Here is a 24885-nt window from a genome sequence, read left to right as displayed (position 1 = left end):
ACTATAGTATACCTGCGGCTTTTGTCCGCTTATTGAGTCTGTGACGCTTATATCCTGAGAACTGAAAGAGGAAAATGCAGCGAAGATCATTTGTCTGCTGATAGAAGGTTGTTTTTACAGGATTCACATCACTGCCAAGTTGACCCAGCGTGAGTTTTCTTTGCCATAAAGCGATATCTGTAACAAAGAAAGAGGATAACCGAAGTCATCCTCCCAACAAAGTGTTACAGCGTAACGCGGGAAGTTTATTGCTGACAAGTTGCTCCACGGAAGAGCCTGTTTTCTTTTCAACTTCCTGTAAATAAACTACTCAATATAGATTGAGAAAAAAAATAATACTCGAAAAATTTGGATTACAACATAGAAGTATACTCGATATCAAAAAGGAATATACTCAATGAATTGATTGAGTACACTCGATTTTCAGGGCGGCGCAATGCTCTTTTTAGACTCGCAAAATATTTATTAAATACGCAAAAAATAGAATTGAATCCGCCGAATATTCCAAAGAATAGGAAAACTTACGGATTTGTAAATCATATTTTTTGTTTATTTGTATTAAAGTTACGCATATGATAAAAAAAAGTCATAATCATTCTGCACAAACACATCTCATTCCATATTAATAAAGCAATGGAAAAAGAAGACAAAAAAGTGAATCAAAGGAACTGGACGATTGTATTTGTCCTTGTCGCTTTCGCCTTTTTCTACGCATGCACCGGTTCATACAGCCATAAAGAGGCATTGCACCGTATTTTGATGTTAAAGGACGAAGATCCTTTAAGGGCATTGGAACTGATTGATTCGACGCTGGCTGCAGGTTCGCTGCCGGAAGAAGATTTTGCCGGATATTGCATGGCGGGTTGCCTTCTTCGGGATTCCTTAGGACAAACGATCTACCCGGACAGCCTATTAAAGAAAGCAGAGTCCTATTTCAAGAAAACTTCCCAAAAAGGAAAAGAAGCGGAGATCCGGTATTATCAGGGCCGGTATTACGCCGATCAGGGAGAAAATGAAGCAGCGATCAAGCAGTATCTGGAAGCCTTGCCTTTGGCAGACGAAGTAAAGAAATACAATCTCGGCGGCTATATCAGCAGTTATCTAGCAGACCTGTACCAAACGGAACTTGCGACCGAACCGGCGCGTAATTATTACGTCCAGGCGGAAAACTACTTTAACAAGGCTGGCAATCGCCGTAGCCGACTGATCACCATCCGTGACCAGGGGGATACCTATACACTCGAACGGAACTACCAGAAGGCTATAGAATTCTATATGCGCGTGGACTCCATGTTGGATAGCGCCCCGGACGACTCGATCCTCAAGTCATCTGTTGCCAACCATATCGGCATCGTATATCAAGAAATGAAAGACTTCACCCGTGCCCGGAATTATTTTAAAAAAGCCATCCGGTATGATCCTTCTAACAGTTCCGCCTATTTTTCCCTGGCCCATATCAGCCTAGAAATAAAAGATCGGGATGAAGCGAAAAGAGAATTAGCGGTGGCACTCGACAGCCTTCCACTTCCGGAGGATCAGGAAATACTTTACAACCGGATCTATGAGGTGGAAAAAGAGGCGGGAAATTACCAATCGGCATTGCATTACCTGGAACAATCGAGACTTCTATTCGATTCCCTTGCTTCAAACAAACATGCCCATCAACTATATGAAATCGAACAGAAATATAACCAGGAGCAAATGGCAAATGCCAATATGCGTCTGAGTTTACAAAGAAACCAGATCCTGCTGTTTGCCTGCATCTTATTATTCCTGCTACTCCTTTCGTTTGTTTTCTATCAGATGGAAATCAACAAACGAAAAAGGAAAAATCTCGAACTACTCAGAATCTCCGAAGCGCAGGGCGCCATTATCCGGGAAAAGCAGTTGATCAACGAACGAAACGAGATAGAGCTAAAAGCGAAGGAACAGAAAATAACACAAGTCCGTCGTTTTGCGGAACTCATCAAAGCGTCGTTATTTAGAAATTCAGTATTATACCGGAAGATCGAATTAATTTCCAATCTTCCGCTGCAAGAGAGGAAAAAGCAAAGCGAATACAAAAGCGCCATCGAAAAGATATTCGGCGGTCCTTTTCTCTCGGAGGAAGATAAAGTAAACCTGAAAGGAATAGCCGATGAACTATACCCCTCTTTTACCGATAAACTTCAAGAGGCTATACCTCACCTTTCGGAAGAAGAGATACTGTTTTGTTGCCTGCTGATGTTCGATCTTTCCATCAGCGATCTTGCCATCATCCTCAACAAGACAGTCAACACGATTAAATCCAAACGCCACCGGATCATGAAAAAAGTCGGCATGACCAACCAAAACCTGAAAATAGAAGATTATTTAAAACACCTTACAGGTCCGGAATCACCCCAACCGGAAGACTGAACGGTTACCTGCATACCATATTTTACAACTGCTGAAATAGTATTTATTTGTTTTACAAGCAAATATATCATATTTCCCTTGTCCGGTCTGCATACCGGAATTCGGTGAGAAAATGTGGTGAGAAAGGAAAACAGGTTCTATTTTTATCCTATGTTTAACTCTTTAAATAATGACATCATGGATAAATTATTCTACTACTTTTTATTATGCGGGGCATTACTTTCCCTGTTTCCCTTTTCTGTTTTTTCAAACAATAAAAAGGCGGCTATACAAGTATTAACCCTGCTCCAGAAGGAACGCAAGTTGAAATCAAGTTTGGTCATACCCTACGAGGTATACGTCCAGAACGAGACGACTCTTCTCTTTTACAACAATGACATAGAGCCCCGGGAAGTTCTGATTCAGATTTCCGACGGCCAAGGAAACCTGCTCTTTGAGATGTATGCTACCTTGACGGAAGAGGAACCGGTAAGCCTTCCACTTCCGGACGGCTATACGGATTTTGTCATTACTTTAGGTGATGATACCCATCTGTTCGAAGCTTATTATTCCAAATAAACATTTTATCCAACGACATGAAACTATTTTTTACATTCATCATCCTAACGATCCCCTTTTTATCTGTCTGGGGGCAAAGCAAGGTGAAGTATTCGTACGACAATGCCGGCAATCGCATTAAAAGGAAAATTATCGTCAGTACGAAATCGGCACCCGAATCCTCTACGGAGCCGGAATATTACTCCGAGATCCTTTCGGAAAAAGAGTTCCGTATCTATCCGAATCCGACCACAGGCTACCTGAAGGTCGAGGTAAACGGATGGGAAGAAACGGATAAAGGTACGATCACTCTATATACTCTCTCCGGACAACAGATTTTACGAGGCCTATAGTTATGCCAACGGAACTTTAACGGAGATAGACGGGAGTGCCTCCGTCTTCTTCGGTGAGCTTGAAGACGGAGGCGGGCGCCCAACGAAAATCTGGACGGGATTTATTCACCGATACTATGATTATAATAGTTACGGCTTGCCGACGGGCAGGAGAGCCATGAATCCGTCGGACGATTTTATAAACTTCCGTTATGTCTTTGATGCGGCGACTTCCAACCTGAGCAGCCGCACCGACGTAAGGCATTCGAAAACGGAGAATTTCGGTTATGACAACCTGAACCACCTGACCTCCTACGCCGGGAAGACGGTGATATTCGACCCGAAAGGGAACCTGACGAGCCGTAGCGACGCGGGAACATTTACCTATGGAGGCAACTCGAAACCGTATGCTTTAACGGAAGCGACGATCATCGGCGGCAGCATTCCTGTTCGTTTACAGGATATTGATTACACTTCCTTCCGGCGTCCGGCGGCAATTGTAGAAAACGGGATTACAGCCTCTTTCGTTTATAACGGAGAGTATATGACCGTGTAAAGATGAGTATAACCAAAGGAGGCGCGAATCAATTGACGCGTTACTACCTGGGAGGTTGCTACGAGATCGACGAGACACCCTCGGGAACGAAGGAAAAGTTATATCTGGGAGGCGATTATTATTCCGCACCGGCAGTTTTAGTCAAAGAAAATGCAAGTGACTGGGATCTTTATTATATTTACAGGGATTACCAGGGCAGCATTACGCATATTGCGAATAGGCCGAGGGAGTAACCGAAGAGTTGAGTTACGATGCTTGGGGCCGTTTGCGTAATCTGTCCACATAGGAGGTATATGCTCCCGGAAGCGAGCCCACCTTGTTTTTAGGCAGGGGCTATACGGGGCATGAACACCTGCCATGGTTTGGCAATATGAATGCCCGGCTGTACGACCCGGCAGTAGGGCGCTTCCTGGCTCCCGACCCGTATGTACAGTTGATCGATTTCAGCCAGAATTACAACCGGTATTCTTACTGTTTGAATAATCCGTTGCGTTATACGGATGAAACGGGTGAATACTTACTGATCGATGATCTGATAGCCGGTTTGATTGGTGGAACCATTAACCTGACGATAAATATTGTCCAAGGGAATGTGACCAGTTTCGGGCATGGAGCGGCTCTGTTCGAGAGCGGATTTGCCGGAGGAGTTCTCACGATCTATGTAGGGCCGGTAGGAGGAGCGGCCGTCACGTCTTTTGCCAACAGCGCGCTGAACCAAGGTTTCACGAATGGTTGGAGCAATATAGATTGGGGACAATAGGCGATGGACGGAATAATGGGCGGTGCGAGCGCTTTCCTCGGAGGCCAGTTGGGTAACCTGTTGGCCAAGCCGATAAGCAGTTTAACATCCGATATAGCCAGCCCGGTTTTACGTGAAGCCCTTAGGCAAGGGGCACTCAATGCGACCACGAGTTTCGGTTTAACGACAGGTATGGCCAAACTGAACGGCGCAAGCTGGAAAGATGCCTTATCTGCAGGAGGAAAAGCCGCGCTTATGAATGGCGGCATCGGAATGATGACCGGAGCCGCTACCGGAATAAAGTCTGCAAGGGAGAATAACCAGAATCCTTGGACAGGGGAAAACAAAATCGATGTAACGGCTAAGGATTTAGGTTTATCCGGAACAATGGAAAGAATTGGGAATGGGGAATCATATCCTCATAGGAATGACGGTAGTGTGTTCGATAATAATAAAAACATACTTCCTGTTCACAAGGGAGGTTATTATAAAGAATATGTACATCCAACTCCTGGAATAAAGGGAGTAGGCCCTCAAAGGATCGTAACAGGGGGAAAAGGAGAATTTTACTATACCCCAGATCACTATAAAACATTCATTAGATTTAAGTATTAAATAAATAAGAATGAAAAAGGGAAGGTTTTATTTTATTGATAATTTTGATAAAAAAAAGAATGATCATTTTTTCTTAGTAATAATAGAAGATGAAAATTTTTCCGAGGAAGAAATATTAAATGAATATTATAGAAAATTGAAACTCCCAGACTATTTTGGATTTAACTGGGATGCCTTGCAGGACTGTCTGCGCGATTTAGATTGGATAGAACAAAGAGATGTTGTTATTTATCATCAACAATTGCCTCGGTTAAATGAAAAGGATCTAAAGATTTATTTAAGAATTCTGGATGATATAGTTGGACATTGGGATAAATTTGAAGAACATAACTTTTATGTTTATTTTAATATAAGCGACTATGATACAATTTGTAAATATATAGGTAATTTCTGATGTTCATTGATTTTAATTGAAATTGTAGAGGGTGTGTCATAAGTTATCGCATATCGACTTAAGAAATTGATCGCTATGAATGAATCCAGTCACAACTATGAATGAACGCGATCATAACTATGAATGTGCGCAGTCATAATTACCAATTTTTACGGGATTCCCTTTTAGCACATCCTCCTTAAAAAGAGAAAGGAGGACAGAAATGAAATAAAAAAATAGCATAAACAGCGAAGATCAGCCCAACCGTTAACATCATTCAGGGGAATATAGCCTTTTTTTGCTCAGGGAGCGGCCGCTACATCTTTTGCCAACAGCGCGTTGAACCAAGGTTTCACGAATGGTTGGAGCAATATAGACTGCAACTCGTTACAAAGCTTTTCAGAGAGGAAGTTCTTTCAGTATCCGGTCGGTCGCCCCGCTGTTTTGCAGAACATAGGAACCAGCCGCTTCGCCGACTGCTTTCCGTATGGAAGGGTTTGTTATCAATTCATCCATTTTCGCAATAAAAGTTTTTTCATCGGCCAGCGAGAAGGCCCCTCCGGTTTCGATCAACGCTTTGGCTTCTTTAAACTTATGGTATTTGGGGCCGAATAAAACCGGAATTCCGTAGACGGCCGCTTCCAAGGTATTATGAATACCTTTGCCGAATCCTCCCCCTATATAGGCGATATTTCCGTACCGATAGATGGAGGAAAGCATCCCGAAACTATCGATAATCAGGCAGTCTTTGTTCTGAACATTGTAATCGTTCGTTTCCGATAAACGGATGAAAGGGCGCCTCAAAAGCGATTCGATATACATCAGATGATCCCGGTGGATCTCATGAGGCGCTATGATCAGTTTTATTTCAGGATGTTCGTTGAAGTAATGAAAGATAAATTCCTCATCTGAGGGCCAACTGCTTCCAACCACAAAGGTGATGCTACTGTCATCCGACTTTCTTCCTACCATCTTCTCTATAACGGGAAATAAACGTGCCTGTTTTTGTACTTCTATCACCCGGTCAAAACGAGTATCTCCGGCAACCGTGACATTGTTAATCCCGAATTCCGCCAATAGTTCCCTGGAACTCTCATCTTGTACGAATAAACGGTCATAGCAATACAAGATTTTCCTGTAAAAGCCCCCGTACCATTTAAAAAAGGTCTGGTCCTTACGAAAAATAGCCGAAATAATATAAACCGGGATGTTCCGGCTTTTTAACTCGCTGATGTAGTTCATCCAAAATTCATACTTGATGAAGATGGCCATTGCAGGGTTCGCCAAATTAATAAATTTATGGACTTTAAAAGGCGTATCAAAAGGCAGGTAGCAGATTACATCCGCACCGCTATAACTTTTCCGCACTTCATAACCGGAAGGCGAAAAGAAAGTGAGTAGTATTTTATATTCGGGATATTCCGCTTTAATCTTTTCCATCATCGGCCGGCCTTGCTCGAATTCTCCTAACGAAGCGGCATGAAACCAGATATATTTCGCATTCCGGTCGATCTTCTCCCGTAATATCCCGTTCGTTTTCCATTGCCCAAAGCGAGTCATACGCGCTTTGCGATGGAATGGAGACAAGAGTTCCACCATCAAAGCATAGAGATGTATCCCTAAAGAGTATAGAGCCCTCATATTTTATTTCAACAAATCAATCGCCCGCTGGATCCGGCGGATCGTCTCTTCCTTACCGATGGCTTCGGTAATGTCGAAGATATGCGGTCCTTTTCCTTCTCCTACCAATGCGAGGCGAACTGCATTCATAATATTTCCCAAATGATATCCATTTTGTTCAATCCAAGCCTTCACTTCAGCTTCCGTACCTTCCAGGTCAAACGGCGTACGAGAGCGAAGGACCTCTATCAATTCGCCCAACTGGGCAGCGCTATCCTCTTTCCAGCGTTTCTTCCGTGTCTTTTCATCGTATTCGGCAGGCGCCACGAAAAAGAAAGAACATTGTTCCCAAAGCTCCCCGACAAAGCTGACGCGTTCCTTTATCATGCCGACCACTTTCTCCACGTATGCGGGATCGGCCTTTATGCCGTGGCTTTCCAGGATGGGAATAAACAAGGAGGCAATTTCCGCATTGCTCTTCAATTGAATATATTGGTGATTAAACCATTTTCCTTTCTCAAAATCAAACTTGGCGCCGCTCTTGCTGCAACGGGACAAATCAAACCGTTCGACCAGTTCTTTCATACTCATGATCTCCTGATTATCGCCCGGATTCCAACCCAAGAGGGCCAAAAAGTTGACAACCGCTTCGGGCAGATAGCCGCTTTCCCGGTAACCGGAAGAGACCTCCCCGCTTTTCGGATCTTTCCACTCCAGCGGAAAAACCGGAAATCCCAAACGATCCCCGTCCCGCTTGCTTAGCTTGCCACCGCCTTCAGGCTTCAGCAACAACGGCAGATGGGCAAACTGCGGCATGGTATCCTCCCATCCGAAAGCGCGGTATAGCAGGACATGCAGCGGAGCGCTGGGCAGCCATTCTTCTCCCCGGATCACATGGGTGATCTCCATCAGATGGTCGTCTACGATGTTTGCCAGATGATAAGTCGGCAATTCATCGGCCGATTTATACAGCACCTTATCGTCAAGGACGGAAGAATTGATCACCACATCCCCGCGTATCAAGTCGTGCACGTGCACTTCCTCATTTGGTTCGATCCTGATACGCACGACATAATGAGTTCCGGCATCGATCAACCGCCGCACCTCATCCACCGGCAGCGTCAACGAATTACGCATCTGCATCCGTGTAGAAGCGTCGTATTGGAAATTGGCGGTCTCTTTTCTTTTGGCGTCCAGCTCGGCCGGCGTATCGAAGGCAATATAGGCCGCCCCCTTATCCAATAACAGCCGGACATATTCTTTATATATCTCCTTTCGTTCGCTCTGGCGGTAAGGGCCGAAAGGACCTCCTATGCCGACGCCTTCGTCAAACGGGATATTCAACCATTTGAACGCTTCAATAATATATTCCTCCGCGCCCGGTACGAAACGTTGGGAATCGGTATCCTCAATACGGAGTATCAATTTACCGCCTGATTGCTTTGCAAAAAGATAATTATATAAAGCCGTGCGCACCCCGCCGATATGTAAGGGTCCGGTAGGACTTGGAGCGAAACGAACACGTATTTGATGACAATTCATAGGTTCTATTTATGATCGTGCCGCAAAAGTAGAGCTTTTTTTTCTGATAGTAAACTTTTTTATGTACATTTCGCCTGCAAATGAAAGAAGGGATGAAGTTTAAAAAACTAAATATTAGGGTTGAAACCCTTATCTATTTTATAATAACGGCTTTTCTGATCGGATGGTTCTTCCCCCGAGACGGAAAATTCCGGTATGTGTTCTACGAAGGAAAGCCTTGGCGGTACGGCTTGCTTACTGCCCCGAGCGACTTTCCCATCTATAAAACGGAAGGTGAAATCAAGACGGAGAAGGACAGTGTGACCCGCTTCTTCGAACCTTATTACCGCATCAACCCGGAGATAAAAACCAATGCCATAAAGAAACTGCGGGAAAACTACAAGGCAAATTTAAGCCAGAAGGTTCCTCCTGCCTACCTGCAATACATCGAAAGGCGGCTGGCCGAAGTATACGAAAAGGGTATTCTTTTGGCTATAGACCAGGACAAGCTGTTGAGGGAACAGCATACCCGCATCAATCTCCTGGAAGAAAACATCTCCCAGCCCAAGGAAATACAGGGTTTCTATACGGTAAAGACAGCCTATGAATTTATTATCGACAAAATACCTTCCTATCTGGACAAAACAATCCTGCAATCGTGCGATATCAACCTATACCTGAAGGAAAATATTTCCTACGACAAAGAGATGTCGGAAAAAGTCCTGGCTGATAAAATACAAAACATACCGCAGTCGACCGGAATGGTACAGGCAGGTGAAAGGATCGTAGACCGTGGGGAAATCATAGATATGCATACCTACAATATCCTGCGGTCGTTGAAGATCGTCTATGAATCCAAAGCCGGCGGTTCGCAACGGCAGGGAATCGTGCTATTGGGACAATTCATTCTGGTATTCGGAATTATGTTTTGTTTCTGGCAGTACCTTTCCTCCTTTAATCCACGGATATTAACAAATAGGAGAAACTCCATTTTTGTATTGCTGTGCATCCTCGTTTCGTGTATCCTTACGGAAATTGCCGTCCGGTTCGAGCTATCCAACATTTATATCCTGCCTTATGCGATCGTTCCGATTGTGACCCGAACCTTTTTCAGCTCGCATACCGCCTTGTTTACGCATCTGACGACCGTACTTCTCTGTTCGTTGATGGCCCCGTTCCCGCACGAGTTTTTACTGATGCAGACGATTATCGGTTTGATTGTCCTGGTTAACCTGAAAGACTTATCGCAACGATCCCAGTTGATCAGTTGCGCCTTCTTCATCTTCCTGGCGTATGTGATCACCTATCTGAGCATCACCCTCTACCAGGGAGGGGACTACAACAAGATACGCTGGATCATGCTTCTCTACTTCGGTATCAATTTTATCCTGTTGATGTTCTCTTACATCCTGATTTATATGATGGAGAAAACGTTCGGCTATGTGTCCCCGATTACTTTGGTAGAACTCTCGAACATCAATAATCCGATACTTAAACGGCTGTCTGAAACCTGTCCGGGAACATTCCAACACTCCCTGCAAGTATCCATACTGGCTTCGGAGGCTGCTTCGCGAATCGGAGCCGATACGCAGTTAATTCGGACCGGCGCCCTCTATCATGACATAGGGAAGATGGTCAACCCGGTTTTCTTTACGGAAAACCAGAAAGGGGTCAACCCTCACAACCAACTGAGTTTCGAGGAAAGTGCGCAAATTATCATCAGCCACGTCCCCGAAGGCGTCAAGATGGCAGAGAAAGCGCAACTGCCCCAGGCAGTCATCGACTTCATCCGTACGCATCATGGATGCGGCAAGACAAAGTACTTTTATAATTCCTTTAAGAATAAATATCCTGACAAAGAAATCGATGAGGAATTATTCACTTATCCGGGGCCAAACCCGTTCACCAAGGAAACGGCGATCCTGATGATGGCCGACTCCGTGGAGGCCGCTTCACGCAGTTTGAAAGAATACACGGACGAAAGCATTATGGAACTGATAAATAGAATCATCGACAGCCAGATCGAGGACGGCTTATTGAAAGACGCCCCCGTCACTTTCCGTGATGTGGAGACGATTAAAAAAGTATTTATGGAGAAACTGAAAACGATGTATCACACACGGATCAGCTATCCCGAGTTGAAGAAATAATAAGTAAACCCACCGCCCCTCCGTATTGTAACCGGGGAGGCCGGAGTCAGAGCGGATCCACATCATAATGAACCAGCAATTGCCTGAAGCCGGGCGTGTCCTGCATCTCCCGGTAAATCCGCCCCAGGATTTCGCGGACCGATGCGACATTGGCCGTGATCTCTATCTTCAGAAATAACTTACGCACAAAGAACGTCTGAACCCGATTCACGACCGGAGTAACCGGTCCTAAGACGCGATCGCCGAATGGCGTCCTCAGTTTTTCGCCATACAACCGGGACATTTCCTGGAGAAGCGTCTCGTCCCTGCTCCGCATCACGATAACGATCAGCCGGTAGTAAGGGGGATAGCGGAAAAGTTTACGCTCCGCCAACTGGCCTTCAGCCATCCTTTTATAATCAAAACTACGGATCATTTGCAGCAGCGGATGATCCGGCTGCGAGGTCTGTATGACCACCTTACCCCGTTTGTCCCTTCGCCCGGCGCGGCCGCTTACCTGCACCATCAGTTGGAAAGCCCGTTCATGCGCCCGGAAATCGGGAAAATTCATTAAGGCATCCGCATTCAAGACGCCAACTACACCAACCCGGCTGAAATCCAATCCCTTCGAAAGCATCTGCGTTCCTATCAGGATACGGCTTTTGCCGGCCTCAAAATCAGAGAGGATGCGCTCGTACGCCCGCTTTGTACGCGCCGTGTCCATATCCATCCGTTCTGCCTTTACAGAAGGAAACAAAGAAGCAACCTCCTCTTCCACTTTTTCCGTACCGAAACCCATCATGCGAAGTTCCGGTTGGTGGCATTCCGGGCATTTCCCAGGCATTGGAATCGAATAGCCGCAATAGTGGCAAACCAACCGGTTTTGATATTTATGATATGTCAGGCTCACATCGCAATTGACGCAATGCGGCACCCAACCGCAAGCCTTGCATTCGACAACCGGCGCAAAGCCCCGCCGGTTCTGAAACAGGATTACCTGATCCCCCTCTGCCAGCACTTCCTCGATCGACTGCTTCAACAAAGGGGAAAAGAGAGTATCCTTCATTATTTTTTTCCGGCGTAACTCTTTTATATCCACTAGTTGCACCTCCGGAGGTTCTCCCCCGCCGTAGCGGGTTGCCAGTTCTACATGCCCGTATTTCCCCGTGAGCGCATTATAATAGGTATCGATCGATGGCGTCGCCGAACCTAACAAGGTTTTTGCCCCGTGCATCCGGGCCAGGACAATCGCCGCATTCCGCGCATGATAACGGGGCGCCGTATCTTGTTGTTTATAAGACGTCTCCTGCTCTTCATCCACGATAATCAAACCCAGATCACGGAAAGGAAGGAAAAGGGAAGAACGGACACCCAGGATCACGCCCGCGTCTTTCGACTGTAAAAGGCGGTTCCAGACCTCAACACGCTCGTTATCGGAAAAGCCGGAATGATAGACCAGCAATTTTTCTCCGAAATAATTCGCCAACCGTTCCGTAATCTGCGTCGTGATGGCAATCTCCGGCAATAAATATAAGACCTGCCGCCCCAGGCTCAACGCATCTTCGATCAGATGGATATAAATTTCGGTTTTCCCGCTTGAAGCGACTCCCTGCAGGAGGCAAACTTCTTTTTCCTTAAATGAATCGTGGATGCCGTCATAGGCCTGTTGCTGTTCCGAAGTCAAGCGCTCCGGAGGGCGCAGGCGGCAAACCGGCACTTGCAGGCGGCTAGTCTCCCGGTCATAATATTCCAGGATGCCCCGCTCTACGAGACTGTCCAATGACCGGACGGAGATGCCGGTCGACTCCCGGATTTCTTTCTTGGAAATTTCCTTCGCATAATGTTCATTCAAAGCATGGCTCCGGTCTAAAAACGCAAGAAGCAGCTTTTCCTGCAACTTAGCCCTCTTCAACGAAGCAAAGGCCTCCGACAAATGCGATTCATCCCGGTAAGCGGGAGCAAGGCGGACAAATGTGACGGTTTTCGGGGCAAATCCCGGTTTAATTACTTCATGAATCCAGACGGCTCCCATATTCAATAAGGAAGTAAGGGCGGGAATCACGTTCCGAATGCCGGCTTTGCGTTCCAGTTCGGCAACAGTCAGCTTTCCACCCGGAGGGAAAGCATCCAAAATGGCCTGCTCCGTAGCTTTCAAAGGTACCTTTCCCTCAAAGCCCGGCACACAGGTCACCGTCGTCTCGCTCTCCAACTTCAAACCCGCGGGCAGCGCCGCCTTATAAACTTCACCTAATTTGCAGAGATAATAAGAGGTAATCCACTGCCAAAAGCGTAGTTGCGGGCGGCGAAGCACCGGGAAAGGATCCAGAAGGGCAAAAATCTCCTTTATCTCATAATTCACATGCGGAGGTTCGTGGTCGTATACCGTCATCACAAGTCCCGTGTAATACTTCCTTTTCCCAAAATGGACAATCACCCGGCAACCGGGCTTCACCTTACCGTTAAAATCCGGAGGAATGCGATATAAATAACTATCTTCTAATGGTAAAGGAAGTATTACATCAACATATTCCATATGAAATCAGAACAAAATAGCGGCAGTAATGGACCAGGTGCGGCTTTTGCCCTTGCCATTCAGGACGTCCCCCAGATTTCCTTTCGATACCGAATAGTTATCCGTTAATCCCCAGCTATGTGTCAATCCGACGCGCAAATGGTTCAGCAGTTCCACACCACCCCCGACATTGACGCCGGCGGCAAAATTTTTGGAGCGGATCTGATCCGTTATGCCACCATACGTAACCTCCCAATCCTGATCCCCTCCGATACGGAAACTGACATAAGGCCCGGCAGCCAGATAAGGCTTTACGACGGGTAAATCCAGCTTCCATTTCAAATTGAAAGGAACTTCCAAAAAATCATTTACAATCCCCTCGTCCCTATGCTCAAATCCTTTCTGCGAATATAACAGAGCTAAATCAAATCCCACTCCGGTGAAAGGGAACATGACTTCCAGTACGGGGCCGATTTGGAAGCCGGTTACATTGTCTGCATCCAATATCTCCTTATCGAAAGAAGCGGTTGCAATATTGACTCCTCCCTGTATTCCCAAACCGACCTGTCCGTTTGCGGGAGAGAGCATTAAACTGAATAGGGCGACAAAAGCCCAAATTATTTTCTTCATTTTCAAGATATCTTCCGATTAATAAATTCGTTACGATATTAAAACAAGAAGCAGAACTAAATTCTGATGTACCACACCACAAATATAGTTTTTTTATTTTATATCAAAGTTTCGCAAATAAAAAAATCAGGCAAGGCGTTAAACTGTTATTTATTTGATAATCAATGCATAGATGCACTTTTCGCTGACTATTGACCGATCTCGGTAGATTTTATGCGCCGCTTCTTCTATCATCCGTCAAAAGCTGCGTCGGATCTAAACGAGGGTGCGCCAAAAGTCATTGCTTATTAACTGAAAAAATGATAGTAGTGAATAAGTGCAGTCATAACTATGAACGAGCGGATTCATAGTTATGAATGCGCGCATTGACAGTTATGAATTTTTTACAGGATTTTCTCTTGACACAGCCCCCATATCCATCTTTTTAATGTGTACGTGATTTAAATGAGAGGTTGTATTTATATTAATGTATAACGCCAGTCCCCCCAAAAAACAGTCTTATTAATCAGAATTTTTTCAATAAAACGGAAGGGTTAAAGCGAAGATAGGCTCCAAAAGAGAAGCTACCTTCGGGTGAATCTCCCGAAGGTTGTCCGTCGGTGGTATAGAGGTCGCCGGAAAAATGATTCAGGAATTCCACGTCTGCACCGAAGGAACAGCCTTTCCCCAACGAACGTGCATACTCAATTCCAAAAATCAGCGTTTTGGGGTTATCCATAAGCAAGTCGGGCGATTTATAGGTGGACACACCATAGAGAGGACTGCCGAGGATGGGGAAAAAGTCATGGGCTTGCCAGTAAGCGGCCCTGAAACGGAAATTGGACAGATCGGCCGAAAGGTTGGCATATAGGCCGTATCCCCGGTCCTTCGGCCAGAGATTTCCCGACTCCTGATAGTAGCCTGTATAATTAACGGAGGCGTTGACCTTACGCAAAGCTCCATGCCGGACGTTCCACACGGCGCCGAGGCCAATCGCCCCATTCAACTCCGTCTGCACAGAATTGACCGTAATCGTGTCGATTTCACCTCCGTGATGTTGTGCCAGCACTTGGATAGGCGCATAGAAATGTAGCGGAGCTTCCGGATCATTCAATTTCCAACGGGAAGCAAGGCCGACGGTAAAGGCTTCCTGATGGGTATCCGTCTGGAAAATGAAGCTCTGCCAATTCACCCAAAGGTCAGCCGTCCAATGCTCCGAATCAAAAAGAAGCTGCAAGCCGGTTTCGGGATCGGCCGTCATCACCAGTTCTGGATTATAAAGCGGTGTTATCAAACCGTGGTTCGTCCCTCCGTAAAGATGGCCGAAGACGAGATCGAAATGTTCGTTGAGCGAAAGATGAGCGCGCAAAAGAGGAAGCCAATGGACTTTCCCGGAATGCCCTTTGCCCTGCCACGTAGGAAGACTCTGAAAGGTTGCCTCCGGATAGCGTACCGCTCCCCAATACCAAAGATTATGCAAACCGCCTTCTATCTTCAGATTCGGCAGGGGATAGTAGACCGCCTTAGCCTGTAGCCAGAAGCCGGGCAGGGTGTATCCCCGCAACATCTTCGTCGAATATTCGTTATCCCGGAAAAAATTCAGGTTATCCAATTCGAGGAAAAGTTGTTTCTCCTTTCCAGGTTCGATTTTATAACCGGCTAAACCGGAATAAACCTTATCGGCCAGTTGGGCATTCGCTACGTTAGAGCCGGCGAGGCAACCAAAGGAGACCAGGAAAACAAATCCGAGCAGTTGTTTGGAAAGAAGGAACTTCATATCATCAATTTTTGAATGCAAACTTAGAAAAATAAGACTGTATTTATCGAAATCCGCTTTACTTTTCATCAATTTCCTATATTTGGAATAGAAAGAAACTATTTTATGCTTTATAACATCTTTTTTATCCAACCATAGTTCTGAAGAAGGAAGTAAATTTACACGCAATTACAATTAATACCATTAATAATGGAAAGTAAAGACGCACTTTCCGGGTTATATTTTGCGGACTTTCGCAAAAACATAGACGGAAAAGAAACAGAACTCTGCATACTCAAAAACGATAAAGGAGCAGAAGTAGCTATTACTAATTATGGTGCTAAAATAGTATCGATCATAGTCCCCGACCGAAACGGAAAACCGACGGATATCGTGACCGGTCATCCTTCTATTGACGCATATCTATCATCGGAAGAACCATACTTCGGAGCTATTTGCGGACGCTATGGAAACCGGATTGCCAAAGGGCGCTTCACAATCGACGGCATACTTTATGACAAATTGCCGATCAATAACGGGCCTAACTGCCTGCACGGAGGGATCAAGGGTTTTAATGCAGTCGTTTGGGATCTGAAGAAAAAAGACGGACAGACGGTTGAATTAAATTATGTTTCGGCGGACGGGGAAGAAGGCTTTCCCGGTACGTTATGCACCACCGTAACTTATCATCTGACCAATGAAAACGAAGTCGTAATCCATTATCAGGCGACGACCGACAAACCCACGGTACTGAATCTTACAAACCATTCTTATTTCAATCTTTCGGGAGCCGGTGATCCATCTATCGATGATCATCTGCTTACAATCCATGCCGATTATTACCTCCCGACTGACGAAACCGCCATTCCTTACGGTCCGAAGGAAAAAGTAGCCGAAACCCCCATGGATTTCCGTACACCCCATACCGTAGGCGAACGGATCGACGAACCATTCCAACAGTTGATCTTCGGAAAAGGCTACGACCATACGTTCATATTAAATAAGGAAGGAAACGAATTATCCTTCTGCGCACGTTGCATCTCACCCAAAACCGGCATTGTTATGGAAGCCTACACAACAGAACCGGGTGTCCAGCTCTATACGGGCAATTGGATGACGGGCGATTTCGAAGGAAAGAACGGCCGACGCTATCCGGCACGAGCAGCTCTTTGCCTTGAAACACAACACTTTCCCAATAGTCCGAACGAACCGGGTTATCCGTCTACGATTCTCCGTCCGGGAGAGGAGTTTATTAGCGAAACTATCTATAAATTCACAATTCAATAATCAGGATCTATTAACCAACTAAACAAATAAATAAAAAAATGACACAACAGAACAAACAAAACTATTTGTTACCCATTATTATAATGGTTTTTCTGTTTGGTATGATTTCATTCGTTACCAACCTCGCAGCCCCAATGGGCAAAATATTAATCACTCAATTTGACGTATCGCCTGCAATGGGACTGTTGGGTAACTTGGCTAACTTTATCGCTTATGCCGTCATGGGTATTCCCGGCGGTATCATGCTGGAAAGATTGGGTTACAAGAAAACAGCCTTGATAGCGATAGCTATCGGTATCGTCGGTGTTTTCATCCAGTATCTATCCGGTGGTCAACAAAGCTTTGTTATCTATTTGATTGGCGCTTTCGTTGCAGGCTTCTCGATGTGTCTGCTCAACATGGTAGTTAACCCTATGCTGAATACACTTGGCGGCGGCGGTAACAAAGGCAATCAGTTGATTCAGGTTGGTGGTTCATTCAACTCCGTTATGGGAACAATAACTCCTATGCTGGTGGGCGTGCTTGTAGGCGAAATAACAAAATCAACAAGTATTACGGATGTCTATCCCGTACTCTTCATTGCTATGGGTGTATTCGCATTTGCATTCATCGTATTAGGGCTTTCAACCTTACCTGAACCACACGCTGAAAAAGTAAAAGAACCGCTTAGTTCTTTAATGTTAGGCGCTTTAAAATTCCGTCACTTCGTACTTGGCGCTATTGCTATTTTCGTTTATGTAGGTGTTGAAGTAGGTACACCGGGTGTACTTGACCTTTGGCTTGTGAAAGAGATTGGAATCGCACCTACTATCTCCGGATTCGTTTGCGGAACGTATTGGTTCTTGATGCTTATCGGACGTTTGGTGGGCGCTTCCATCGGCGATAAGGTTTCCAGCAAATTGATGCTTACAATCACCTCGATCGTAGGATTGATACTTGTTGCACTTGCCATGTTATTACCTGTTTCCACATTAATAAATGTACCCGTTTTGCAGACCAATGCTGTCGGCGCACTGGGATTTGGCCTGGCTGAAGTGCCTATCAATGCCCTTCTCCTTTTACTTGTAGGTCTATGTACCTCTATCATGTGGGGTGGTATTTTCAATCTTGCAGTAGAGGGCTTAGGTAAATACTTGGCTGCAGCTTCCGGTATCTTTATGGTACTTGTCTGCGGTGGTGGAATTTTACCTTGGATACAGGGTTTAATCGTAAGCATAGCAGGTTATCAAATTTCTTATTTGGTCATCTTCCTCGGTCTCGCCTATTTATTATACTATGCAGTCGTTGGAAGCAAGAATGTAAATAAAGACATACCTGTTGAATAAAAGAGAGAATTATAATTTATAAACAGATGAGATTGTCTAATCTACTACAATGGATTCAGACAATCTCTTTTTATTCCAATTAATCATCTATTAATCGTATTTATCATGGATATAGAACATGTAAGAAGTCGTTTTAAAAAACATTTTGATGGATCTGAAGGCTCAGTATACGCCTCACCAGGACGCATTAACTTAATCGGCGAGCATACCGATTATAACGGCGGCTTCGTTTTTCCCGGAGCGATCGATAAGGGAATGGTTGCCGAAATCAAACTGAACGGTACAAATAAAGTACGCGCCTACTCCATCGATTTGAAAGATTTCGTAGAATTCGGCCTCAACGAAGAGGATGCGCCCAAAGCCAGTTGGGCAAAATACATCTTCGGTGTCTGCCGGGAGATTATCAAACGGGGTGGAAAGATCAGCGGATTTGATACGGCCTTCTCAGGAGACGTACCTTTGGGAGCCGGCATGTCGTCTTCTGCAGCCTTGGAAAGCACTTATGCTTTTGCATTAAACGACTTATTCGACCTGGGTATCGACAAGTTCGAATTGGCTAAAATAGGACAGTCCACTGAACATAATTACGTGGGAGTAAATTGCGGTATCATGGATCAGTTTGCATCCATATTCGGAAAAGCCGGAAGTCTGATCCGTCTGGATTGCCGTTCGCTGGAATATCAATATTATCCGTTCAACCCTACGGGTTACAAACTCGTTCTGTTGGATTCCGTAGTTAAACATGAATTGGCTTCTTCAGCATATAACCAGCGCCGCAAAAGTTGTGAAAATGTAGTGGCTTCCCTGCAAAAAACGCATCCGCATGTCGAATTTTTACGGGATGTAAGCCTGGATATGCTCAAGGAAGTAAAAAGCATTGTCAGCGCTGAAGATTACATGCGCGCGGAATATGTGATAGAAGAAATCCAACGTGTATTAGATGTCTGTGATGCGCTGGAAATCGGAGATTACGAAACCGTAGGTAAAAAGATGTATGAAACACACCACGGAATGAGTAAACTTTACGAAGTAAGCTGTGAAGAATTGGATTTCCTGAACGACATTGCAAAAGAAGAAGGAGTTACCGGTTCCCGTGTCATGGGCGGCGGTTTTGGCGGTTGTACAATCAACATGGTAAAAGAAGACAAATACGATGCCTTTATAGAGAAAGCAATTTCCTCGTATAAAGCGAAATATAACAAGAATCTGAAAGTTTACGATGTTGTAATTAGTGACGGAGCCCGGAAGATTTGCTAAAAGAGAGGGAGGAGAAGTCAGAAAGAATCTCTATTTTTGCAGCAAATGACAAGAGAATAAGTATAATGAATGATATCAAGACTTTAAACAGAGCAGCCGACAACATCCGTGTGTTGGCTGCTTCCATGGTAGAAAAAGCAAAGTCCGGCCATCCGGGGGGAGCTATGGGAGGAGCGGATTTTATAAATGTACTCTTCGCAGAGTTTTTAGTATACGATCCGGGAAACCCGGCATGGGAAGGGCGTGACCGTTTCTTCTTAGACCCAGGGCACATGTCACCTATGCTTTACTCCGTCTTGGCATTGACAGGGAAGTATACAATGGATGAATTAGCTCAATTCCGCCAATGGGGAAGTGTAACTCCGGGACATCCGGAAGTGAATATCCACCGGGGAGTCGAAAACACATCCGGTCCGCTCGGCCAAGGCCATACGTATGCTGTAGGGGCTGCCATCACGGCAAAATTCCTGAAAGCGCGCTTTGGAGAAGAAGTCATGGGGCAAACGATTTATACTTTCATCTCCGACGGAGGAATACAAGAAGAAATTTCCCAGGGAGCCGGACGGATTGCCGGTTCATTAGGCCTCGATAACCTTATCATGTTCTACGATTCGAACAATATACAGCTATCGACCAAAGTGGAAGAAGTCTCGCATGAGAACGTCGGCCAGAAATATGAGGCATGGGGCTGGAAAGTTATCACGATTCATGGAAATGATGCTTCCGAAATCAGAAAAGCGCTAACCGAAGCTAAAGCCGAAACGGAACGCCCGACCTTAATAATAGGGAAGACCATAATGGGTAAAGGAGTTGTCGCACCGGACGGGAGCAATTATGAAGTTAAAGTGTCCACCCACGGCCAACCTCTTTCTGCAGCCGGGGCTTCCTTCGAAAAGACAATTATAAATATAGGTGGCGACCCGGAACATCCTTTTACCATATTCCCTGAAGTGGCAGAGTTGTATGCCAAACGTGCCAAAGAACTGGAGGCCATCATAGCCGAACGCTATGCAGCCAAAGCGACATGGGCAAAGGCTCATCCGGACTTAGCACAAAAATTGGAGAACTGGTTTTCCGGCGCAGCGCCCAAAATAGATTGGGAAGGCATCGAACAGAAACCGGGACAAGCTACCCGCACTGCTTCAGCCACCGTATTAGGCGTTTTAGCAACCCAAGTGGAAAATATGATCTGCGCTTCCGCTGACCTTTCCAATTCCGACAAAACGGATGGGTTCTTGAAAAAGACGCATGCCTTCCAAAAGGGCGACTTTAGCGGATCATTCTTCCAGGCCGGGGTCTCGGAGTTAACAATGGCTTGTATCTGCATTGGCATGGGACTTCACGGAGGAGTAATCCCCGCTTGTGGAACATTCTTCGTCTTCTCCGATTATATGAAGCCGGCAATCCGTATGGCAGCCTTAATGGAAGTCCCCGTCAAATTCATCTGGACACATGATGCTTTCCGCGTAGGCGAAGACGGCCCGACGCATGAGCCGGTGGAACAGGAAGCACAGGTACGTCTGCTGGAGAAATTAAAGAATCATAAAGGACAGAACTCGATGTTGGTGCTTCGTCCGGCGGATGTGATAGAGACAACGGTTGCCTGGAAACTGGCAATAGAAAACACGTCTACACCGACGGCTTTGATTCTTTCCCGCCAAAACGTTACCGATTTGCCTGCCAAAGAATCCCGCTATAAGGAAGCGCTTCAGGCAGCAAAAGGCGCCTATATCGTGGAGGAAGATCCTCATCCGGACGTTATCTTACTCGCCTCAGGATCCGAAGTTTCCACTTTAATGGAAGGGACAGCATTGCTGCGGACAGATGGCATACGGGTACGTATCGTATCCGTACCTTCCGAAGGACTTTTCCGGAGTCAGCCGGAAAACTACCAGGAATCAATTCTTCCCAAGGGAAGCAAGATATTCGGCTTGACCGCCGGATTACCCGTCACATTAGAAGGACTGGTCGGTACAAACGGTTCGGTCTGGGGACTCGAATCATTCGGATTCTCTGCTCCATATAAAGTTTTGGATGAAAAGCTCGGATTTACAGCTCAGAATGTATATCAACAAGTAAAAGCCCTTTTAACAAAATAAAAACTAAATCGAGGTTGTGTCAACAGTCTGTTTGGCACAGCCTCACCTTTATATATGAAAACAATTGGATTAGGAAGCGATCATGCCGGATATGAACTTAAGGAATTCGTAAAAGAATTATTAGATGCCAAAGGTATCCCTTATAAGGATTACGGCTCTTATTCAGTCGAAAGTTGCGATTATGCAGATTATGCACACCCTTTGGCTAAGGCTGTCGAAGCAGGAGAAGTTTATCCGGGAATAGCGATGTGCGGCAGCGGTAACGGCATTGCCATCACTTTAAACAAGCATCAGGGGATCCGTGCCGCCCTCTGCTGGGAAAAAGAGATTGCCCGGTTAGCACGTGCTCACAATGATGCAAATATATTGGTTATGCCCGCGCGCTTTGTCTCGAAAGAAGAGGCTTCAGCCATTGTGGACAACTTCCTCCTGACATCTTTTGAAGGGGGAAGGCACCTTAGACGCATCCAAAAGATACCGGTTAAGGATTAAGATCCGAACGTGTAATCCTGGCAAAAGAGCTGGTCAGGAAAGTTTTACTTCATTCACCAACGGCTTCCCTTGCATGAAATCATCGATATTCTGAAGGGTCGTGAGCGCAATGTTATGCATGGCTTCACTCGTAAAAAAGGCCTGGTGGGAAGTGATGATGACATTGTTAAAAGAAAGAAGACGGGCCAATACGTCATCGTCAATGATCTTATCCGAGGTATCTTCATAGAAGTATTGAGCCTCCTCTTCGTAGACATCCAACCCCGCAGACCCGATTTTCTTGCTTTTCAGCCCTTCGACCAACGCATTGCTTTGGATCAATTGCCCACGTCCGGTATTGACGATCATAACCCCGTCTTTCATTTTTGCAATCGAATCCTCATTGATCAGATACCGCGTTTCAGGTGTCAACGGGCAATGCAACGAAATGATATCGGCCGCGGCATAGACTTCGTCCAGGGTTCCGTAACGGATACCTTCTTCCTCTGCATATTTTACGTCGGGATACAAGTCATAGGCCACAACAGACATCCCCAATCCTTTAAGGATATGGATCAGGATGCGGGCTATTTTGCCGGTACCGATAATGCCGGCCGTTTTACCGTGCATATCGAATCCCTGCAGGCCGTGCAGGGAAAAATTCCCATCCCGCGTCCGCCAATAGGCGCGATGGATTTTCCGGTTCAGGGATAGCATCAAAGCTAATGTATGTTCGGCCACGGCATAGGGCGAATAAGCCGGTACCCGTACGATTTTCAATTTCCCTTTGGCAGCCTCCAGATCCACATTATTGAAGCCGGCACAACGAAGCGCTAATAATCGGACGCCATTCGCCGCCAAAGCGTCAATGATATCCGCATCAGCCGTATCGTTCACGAAAATACAAACAGCATCTGCTCCTTGCGTCAAAACTATATTATTCAGATTTAAATGTCCCTTATAATATTTTATATCGAATCCAAAGGAAGCATTTACCTTCTCAAACGAATCTCTATCATAAGGTTTCGTTCCAAAAAATGCGATTCTACAACTCATTTGTTCTTTTATTAAAATAAGGTAAGTCTATCGAAACTCTCTTCCCTAAGGCCGGGAAGGTGAAGCGGTGCATTCTCCCGAAGAGCTTCCGTATCAAAAAATATACGTTGCGGAACCAACAATCTTAACCACCGTAAATCGACCGGCCCGCAAACCGGTTCCACACGCACCCGGGCAATCCCATGCCGAATGAACCCCAATGTTTCTGCAGCACACTCCGAGACATCGACTACGCGCTTTTTGAGGCGAGGCCCCCGATCGGTCACACAGACAATAACACTCTTCATGTTAGACAGATTAGTCACTCGCAAATACGAACCAAACGGGCAAGTACGATGGGCAGCCGTCAACTCATCCTTATCATGCACTTCACCGCTTGCTGTCATCCGCCCATGGAACCGGGCGTGGTAATACGAAGCCAACCCTTCTTCCTGCGAAAATGCATTGTCGGAAAAAGTTAAAACGGCGAAGAAAACTAATAGAAGGAACCGCCACCGAAGATTATATGAAGCTAATAAATTCAAATCAACTGAATTAGGGATTGCCTACTTTGGCAAATATATAAAAAAAACCGGATAAGCCACTCCTTTTATCATCTTTTAGCAAAACAAACAAGCTAAAAAGAAGGTCTGTTTGTAATAAAAAAAGATATATTTGAGAACAGAATCCATTTATATTAGTTTTTTTTACAAAATCATGCATATGAAACGAACGTACAAAACAGTCTTTGCCTTTTTATTCATTGGCATCAGTTTCAGCTATGGCTAGGAAGATCATGTCGGTGCTTCTTTTAAACATTTAGGTCTCGGCGTCAAACTATCTTTTTTCAGAAGTCAGTCAGGACGGAAGAGAAGTAAACCCCAGGAAGACAGGATCGGATAGCTTCGGAAATGATTTTGATAAAGCTAAAAAATGGCTGAAATGGTGGCCTATGATTAGTTTCCAGATCACATACCGATTTTTTTAAAGACAACCGCATTTTCACCTCTTCAAAAAGAACTCCGCTTTTTCACCGGGAGATTAACCGGATATGCATTTTTTCATTAGTTTTGCTTCCGAAATAAACACAATATTAAGTATATACATTATGTTTAAGAGCAAAGGTATTTGGGTGTTAATCATCCTTGTAATCCTCGCAATAGGATTATTCATGTGGGCAAAAGGAGTTTATAACACAATGGTAGTACAAGATGAAGGAGTAAAGACAGCTTGGAGCCAGGTAGAGAATCAATATCAACGCCGGTTGGACTTAATACCTAACCTAGTCAATACGGTCAAAGGATATGCCTCCCACGAACAGGAAACGTTGGAAGGAGTCGTTAAAGCCCGTGCAGCCGCCACTCAAACCAGCATTGATCCCTCACATATTACGGAAGAGTCATTACAAAAGTTTCAGTCTACGCAAACGGAATTAAGCAGTGCTTTATCCCGTCTGATGGTGGTAGTGGAACGTTATCCGGAGTTAAAGGCCAATCAGAACTTTCTTGAACTTCAGGCGCAACTGGAAGGTACCGAAAACCGGATCGCAGTAGAACGGAAACGATTCAATGAAGTTGCACAACAATACAATACGACCGTACGCAGCTTTCCCAATAACCTCTTTGCCGGTATCTTCGGATTCCAGCAAAAAGCTTATTTCACTGCAGATGCAAACGCGGGGAAAGCACCGGAAGTTGTGTTTTAAGTAACTGGAG

General features: G+C 45.3%; 22 protein-coding genes. 15 read left to right on the top strand and 7 right to left on the bottom strand.

Annotated features, from left to right (window positions below; translation table 11 throughout):
• Window positions 1–633: 633 nt before the first annotated feature.
• The 8 genes from BQ8014_RS07550 (at window position 634) to BQ8014_RS07515 (ending at window position 5570) form a co-directional block, all read left to right on the top strand.
• A complete protein-coding gene (locus BQ8014_RS07550) occupies window positions 634–2397 on the top strand; it encodes a tetratricopeptide repeat protein (RefSeq protein ID WP_080903841.1) in 1764 nt (587 codons plus the stop codon).
• A gap of 177 nt (window positions 2398–2574) precedes the next feature.
• A complete protein-coding gene (locus BQ8014_RS07545; protein WP_139785097.1) occupies window positions 2575–2955 on the top strand; it encodes a hypothetical protein in 381 nt (126 codons plus the stop codon).
• Between the two features lie 17 nt (window positions 2956–2972).
• Entirely contained in the window at window positions 2973–3287 is a 315-nt protein-coding gene (locus tag BQ8014_RS07540) for a T9SS type A sorting domain-containing protein (protein ID WP_080903839.1), read from the top strand.
• A 136-nt stretch (window positions 3288–3423) separates the two neighbouring features.
• A complete protein-coding gene (locus BQ8014_RS07535; protein WP_139785096.1) occupies window positions 3424–3822 on the top strand; it encodes a hypothetical protein in 399 nt (132 codons plus the stop codon).
• A 2-nt stretch (window positions 3823–3824) separates the two neighbouring features.
• Window positions 3825–4055: a hypothetical protein gene (locus tag BQ8014_RS07530; protein WP_080903837.1), complete on the top strand. Its 231-nt coding sequence runs from the start codon at window positions 3825–3827 to the stop codon at window positions 4053–4055.
• 83 nt (window positions 4056–4138) lie between these two features.
• On the top strand, window positions 4139–4582 hold the full coding sequence (locus BQ8014_RS07525) for an RHS repeat-associated core domain-containing protein (protein WP_139785095.1): 444 nt from the start codon (window positions 4139–4141) through the stop codon (window positions 4580–4582).
• Between the two features lie 3 nt (window positions 4583–4585).
• Window positions 4586–5176 (top strand): guanyl-specific ribonuclease, encoded by a 591-nt coding sequence (locus BQ8014_RS19505; protein ID WP_200814367.1) that lies wholly within the window; start codon window positions 4586–4588, stop codon window positions 5174–5176.
• A gap of 10 nt (window positions 5177–5186) precedes the next feature.
• The gene (locus tag BQ8014_RS07515) at window positions 5187–5570 is read left to right on the top strand and encodes a barstar family protein (RefSeq protein WP_080903835.1); all 384 of its coding nucleotides are present in this window, start codon (window positions 5187–5189) and stop codon (window positions 5568–5570) included.
• Window positions 5571–5948: 378 nt separating this feature from the next.
• On the opposite strand, the gene BQ8014_RS07510 is transcribed toward BQ8014_RS07515, so the two are convergent.
• Both BQ8014_RS07510 and gltX read right to left on the bottom strand, forming a co-directional pair.
• Window positions 5949–7190, bottom strand: a complete 1242-nt coding sequence (locus BQ8014_RS07510; protein WP_080903834.1) for a 3-deoxy-D-manno-octulosonic acid transferase — start codon at window positions 7188–7190, stop codon at window positions 5949–5951.
• A 3-nt stretch (window positions 7191–7193) separates the two neighbouring features.
• Window positions 7194–8711, bottom strand: coding sequence for a glutamate--tRNA ligase (gene gltX, locus BQ8014_RS07505; protein ID WP_080903833.1), 1518 nt, complete (start codon window positions 8709–8711; stop codon window positions 7194–7196).
• A gap of 92 nt (window positions 8712–8803) precedes the next feature.
• On the opposite strand from gltX, the gene BQ8014_RS07500 reads away from it, so the two are divergent.
• Window positions 8804–10840: an HD family phosphohydrolase gene (locus BQ8014_RS07500; protein WP_080905873.1), complete on the top strand. Its 2037-nt coding sequence runs from the start codon at window positions 8804–8806 to the stop codon at window positions 10838–10840.
• A gap of 46 nt (window positions 10841–10886) precedes the next feature.
• Here the strand turns inward: BQ8014_RS07500 and priA are convergent, their stop codons facing one another.
• The 3 genes from priA to BQ8014_RS07485 form a co-directional block, all read right to left on the bottom strand.
• Window positions 10887–13352 carry a replication restart helicase PriA gene (gene priA / locus BQ8014_RS07495; protein ID WP_080903832.1) on the bottom strand — a complete coding sequence of 822 codons (2466 nt, stop codon included), beginning with the start codon at window positions 13350–13352 and terminating at the stop codon, window positions 10887–10889.
• 6 nt (window positions 13353–13358) lie between these two features.
• Entirely contained in the window at window positions 13359–13961 is a 603-nt protein-coding gene (locus BQ8014_RS07490; RefSeq protein ID WP_080903831.1) for a porin family protein, read from the bottom strand.
• A gap of 505 nt (window positions 13962–14466) precedes the next feature.
• Window positions 14467–15786, bottom strand: coding sequence for a hypothetical protein (locus BQ8014_RS07485; protein WP_234998006.1), 1320 nt, complete (start codon window positions 15784–15786; stop codon window positions 14467–14469).
• 120 nt (window positions 15787–15906) lie between these two features.
• Between BQ8014_RS07485 and BQ8014_RS07480 the strand changes: the two genes are divergently transcribed.
• From BQ8014_RS07480 to rpiB, 5 genes are all read left to right on the top strand, one after another.
• Entirely contained in the window at window positions 15907–16983 is a 1077-nt protein-coding gene (locus BQ8014_RS07480; protein ID WP_080903830.1) for an aldose epimerase family protein, read from the top strand.
• A 38-nt stretch (window positions 16984–17021) separates the two neighbouring features.
• A complete protein-coding gene (locus BQ8014_RS07475) occupies window positions 17022–18308 on the top strand; it encodes an MFS transporter (protein ID WP_080903829.1) in 1287 nt (428 codons plus the stop codon).
• Between the two features lie 105 nt (window positions 18309–18413).
• Window positions 18414–19565, top strand: coding sequence for a galactokinase (gene galK, locus BQ8014_RS07470; RefSeq protein WP_080903828.1), 1152 nt, complete (start codon window positions 18414–18416; stop codon window positions 19563–19565).
• Window positions 19566–19630: 65 nt separating this feature from the next.
• The gene (locus BQ8014_RS07465; protein WP_080903827.1) at window positions 19631–21664 is read left to right on the top strand and encodes a transketolase family protein; all 2034 of its coding nucleotides are present in this window, start codon (window positions 19631–19633) and stop codon (window positions 21662–21664) included.
• A 54-nt stretch (window positions 21665–21718) separates the two neighbouring features.
• Window positions 21719–22156, top strand: coding sequence for a ribose 5-phosphate isomerase B (gene rpiB, locus BQ8014_RS07460; RefSeq protein ID WP_080903826.1), 438 nt, complete (start codon window positions 21719–21721; stop codon window positions 22154–22156).
• 33 nt (window positions 22157–22189) lie between these two features.
• On the opposite strand, the gene BQ8014_RS07455 is transcribed toward rpiB, so the two are convergent.
• The gene (locus tag BQ8014_RS07455; protein WP_080903825.1) at window positions 22190–23191 is read right to left on the bottom strand and encodes a 2-hydroxyacid dehydrogenase; all 1002 of its coding nucleotides are present in this window, start codon (window positions 23189–23191) and stop codon (window positions 22190–22192) included.
• Window positions 23192–23202: 11 nt separating this feature from the next.
• Window positions 23203–23715 carry a septal ring lytic transglycosylase RlpA family protein gene (locus BQ8014_RS07450; RefSeq protein WP_080903824.1) on the bottom strand — a complete coding sequence of 171 codons (513 nt, stop codon included), beginning with the start codon at window positions 23713–23715 and terminating at the stop codon, window positions 23203–23205.
• A gap of 563 nt (window positions 23716–24278) precedes the next feature.
• On the opposite strand from BQ8014_RS07450, the gene BQ8014_RS07445 reads away from it, so the two are divergent.
• On the top strand, window positions 24279–24875 hold the full coding sequence (locus BQ8014_RS07445) for a LemA family protein (RefSeq protein ID WP_080905871.1): 597 nt from the start codon (window positions 24279–24281) through the stop codon (window positions 24873–24875).
• The last annotated feature ends 10 nt before the right edge of the window (window positions 24876–24885 follow it).

This window comes from Parabacteroides sp. Marseille-P3160, assembly GCF_900162725.1.
GTDB lineage: Bacteria > Bacteroidota > Bacteroidia > Bacteroidales > Tannerellaceae > Marseille-P3160.
The sequence above is the reverse complement of the archived record's forward strand: the minus strand, read 5'-3'. Positions and strand labels throughout refer to the sequence as shown.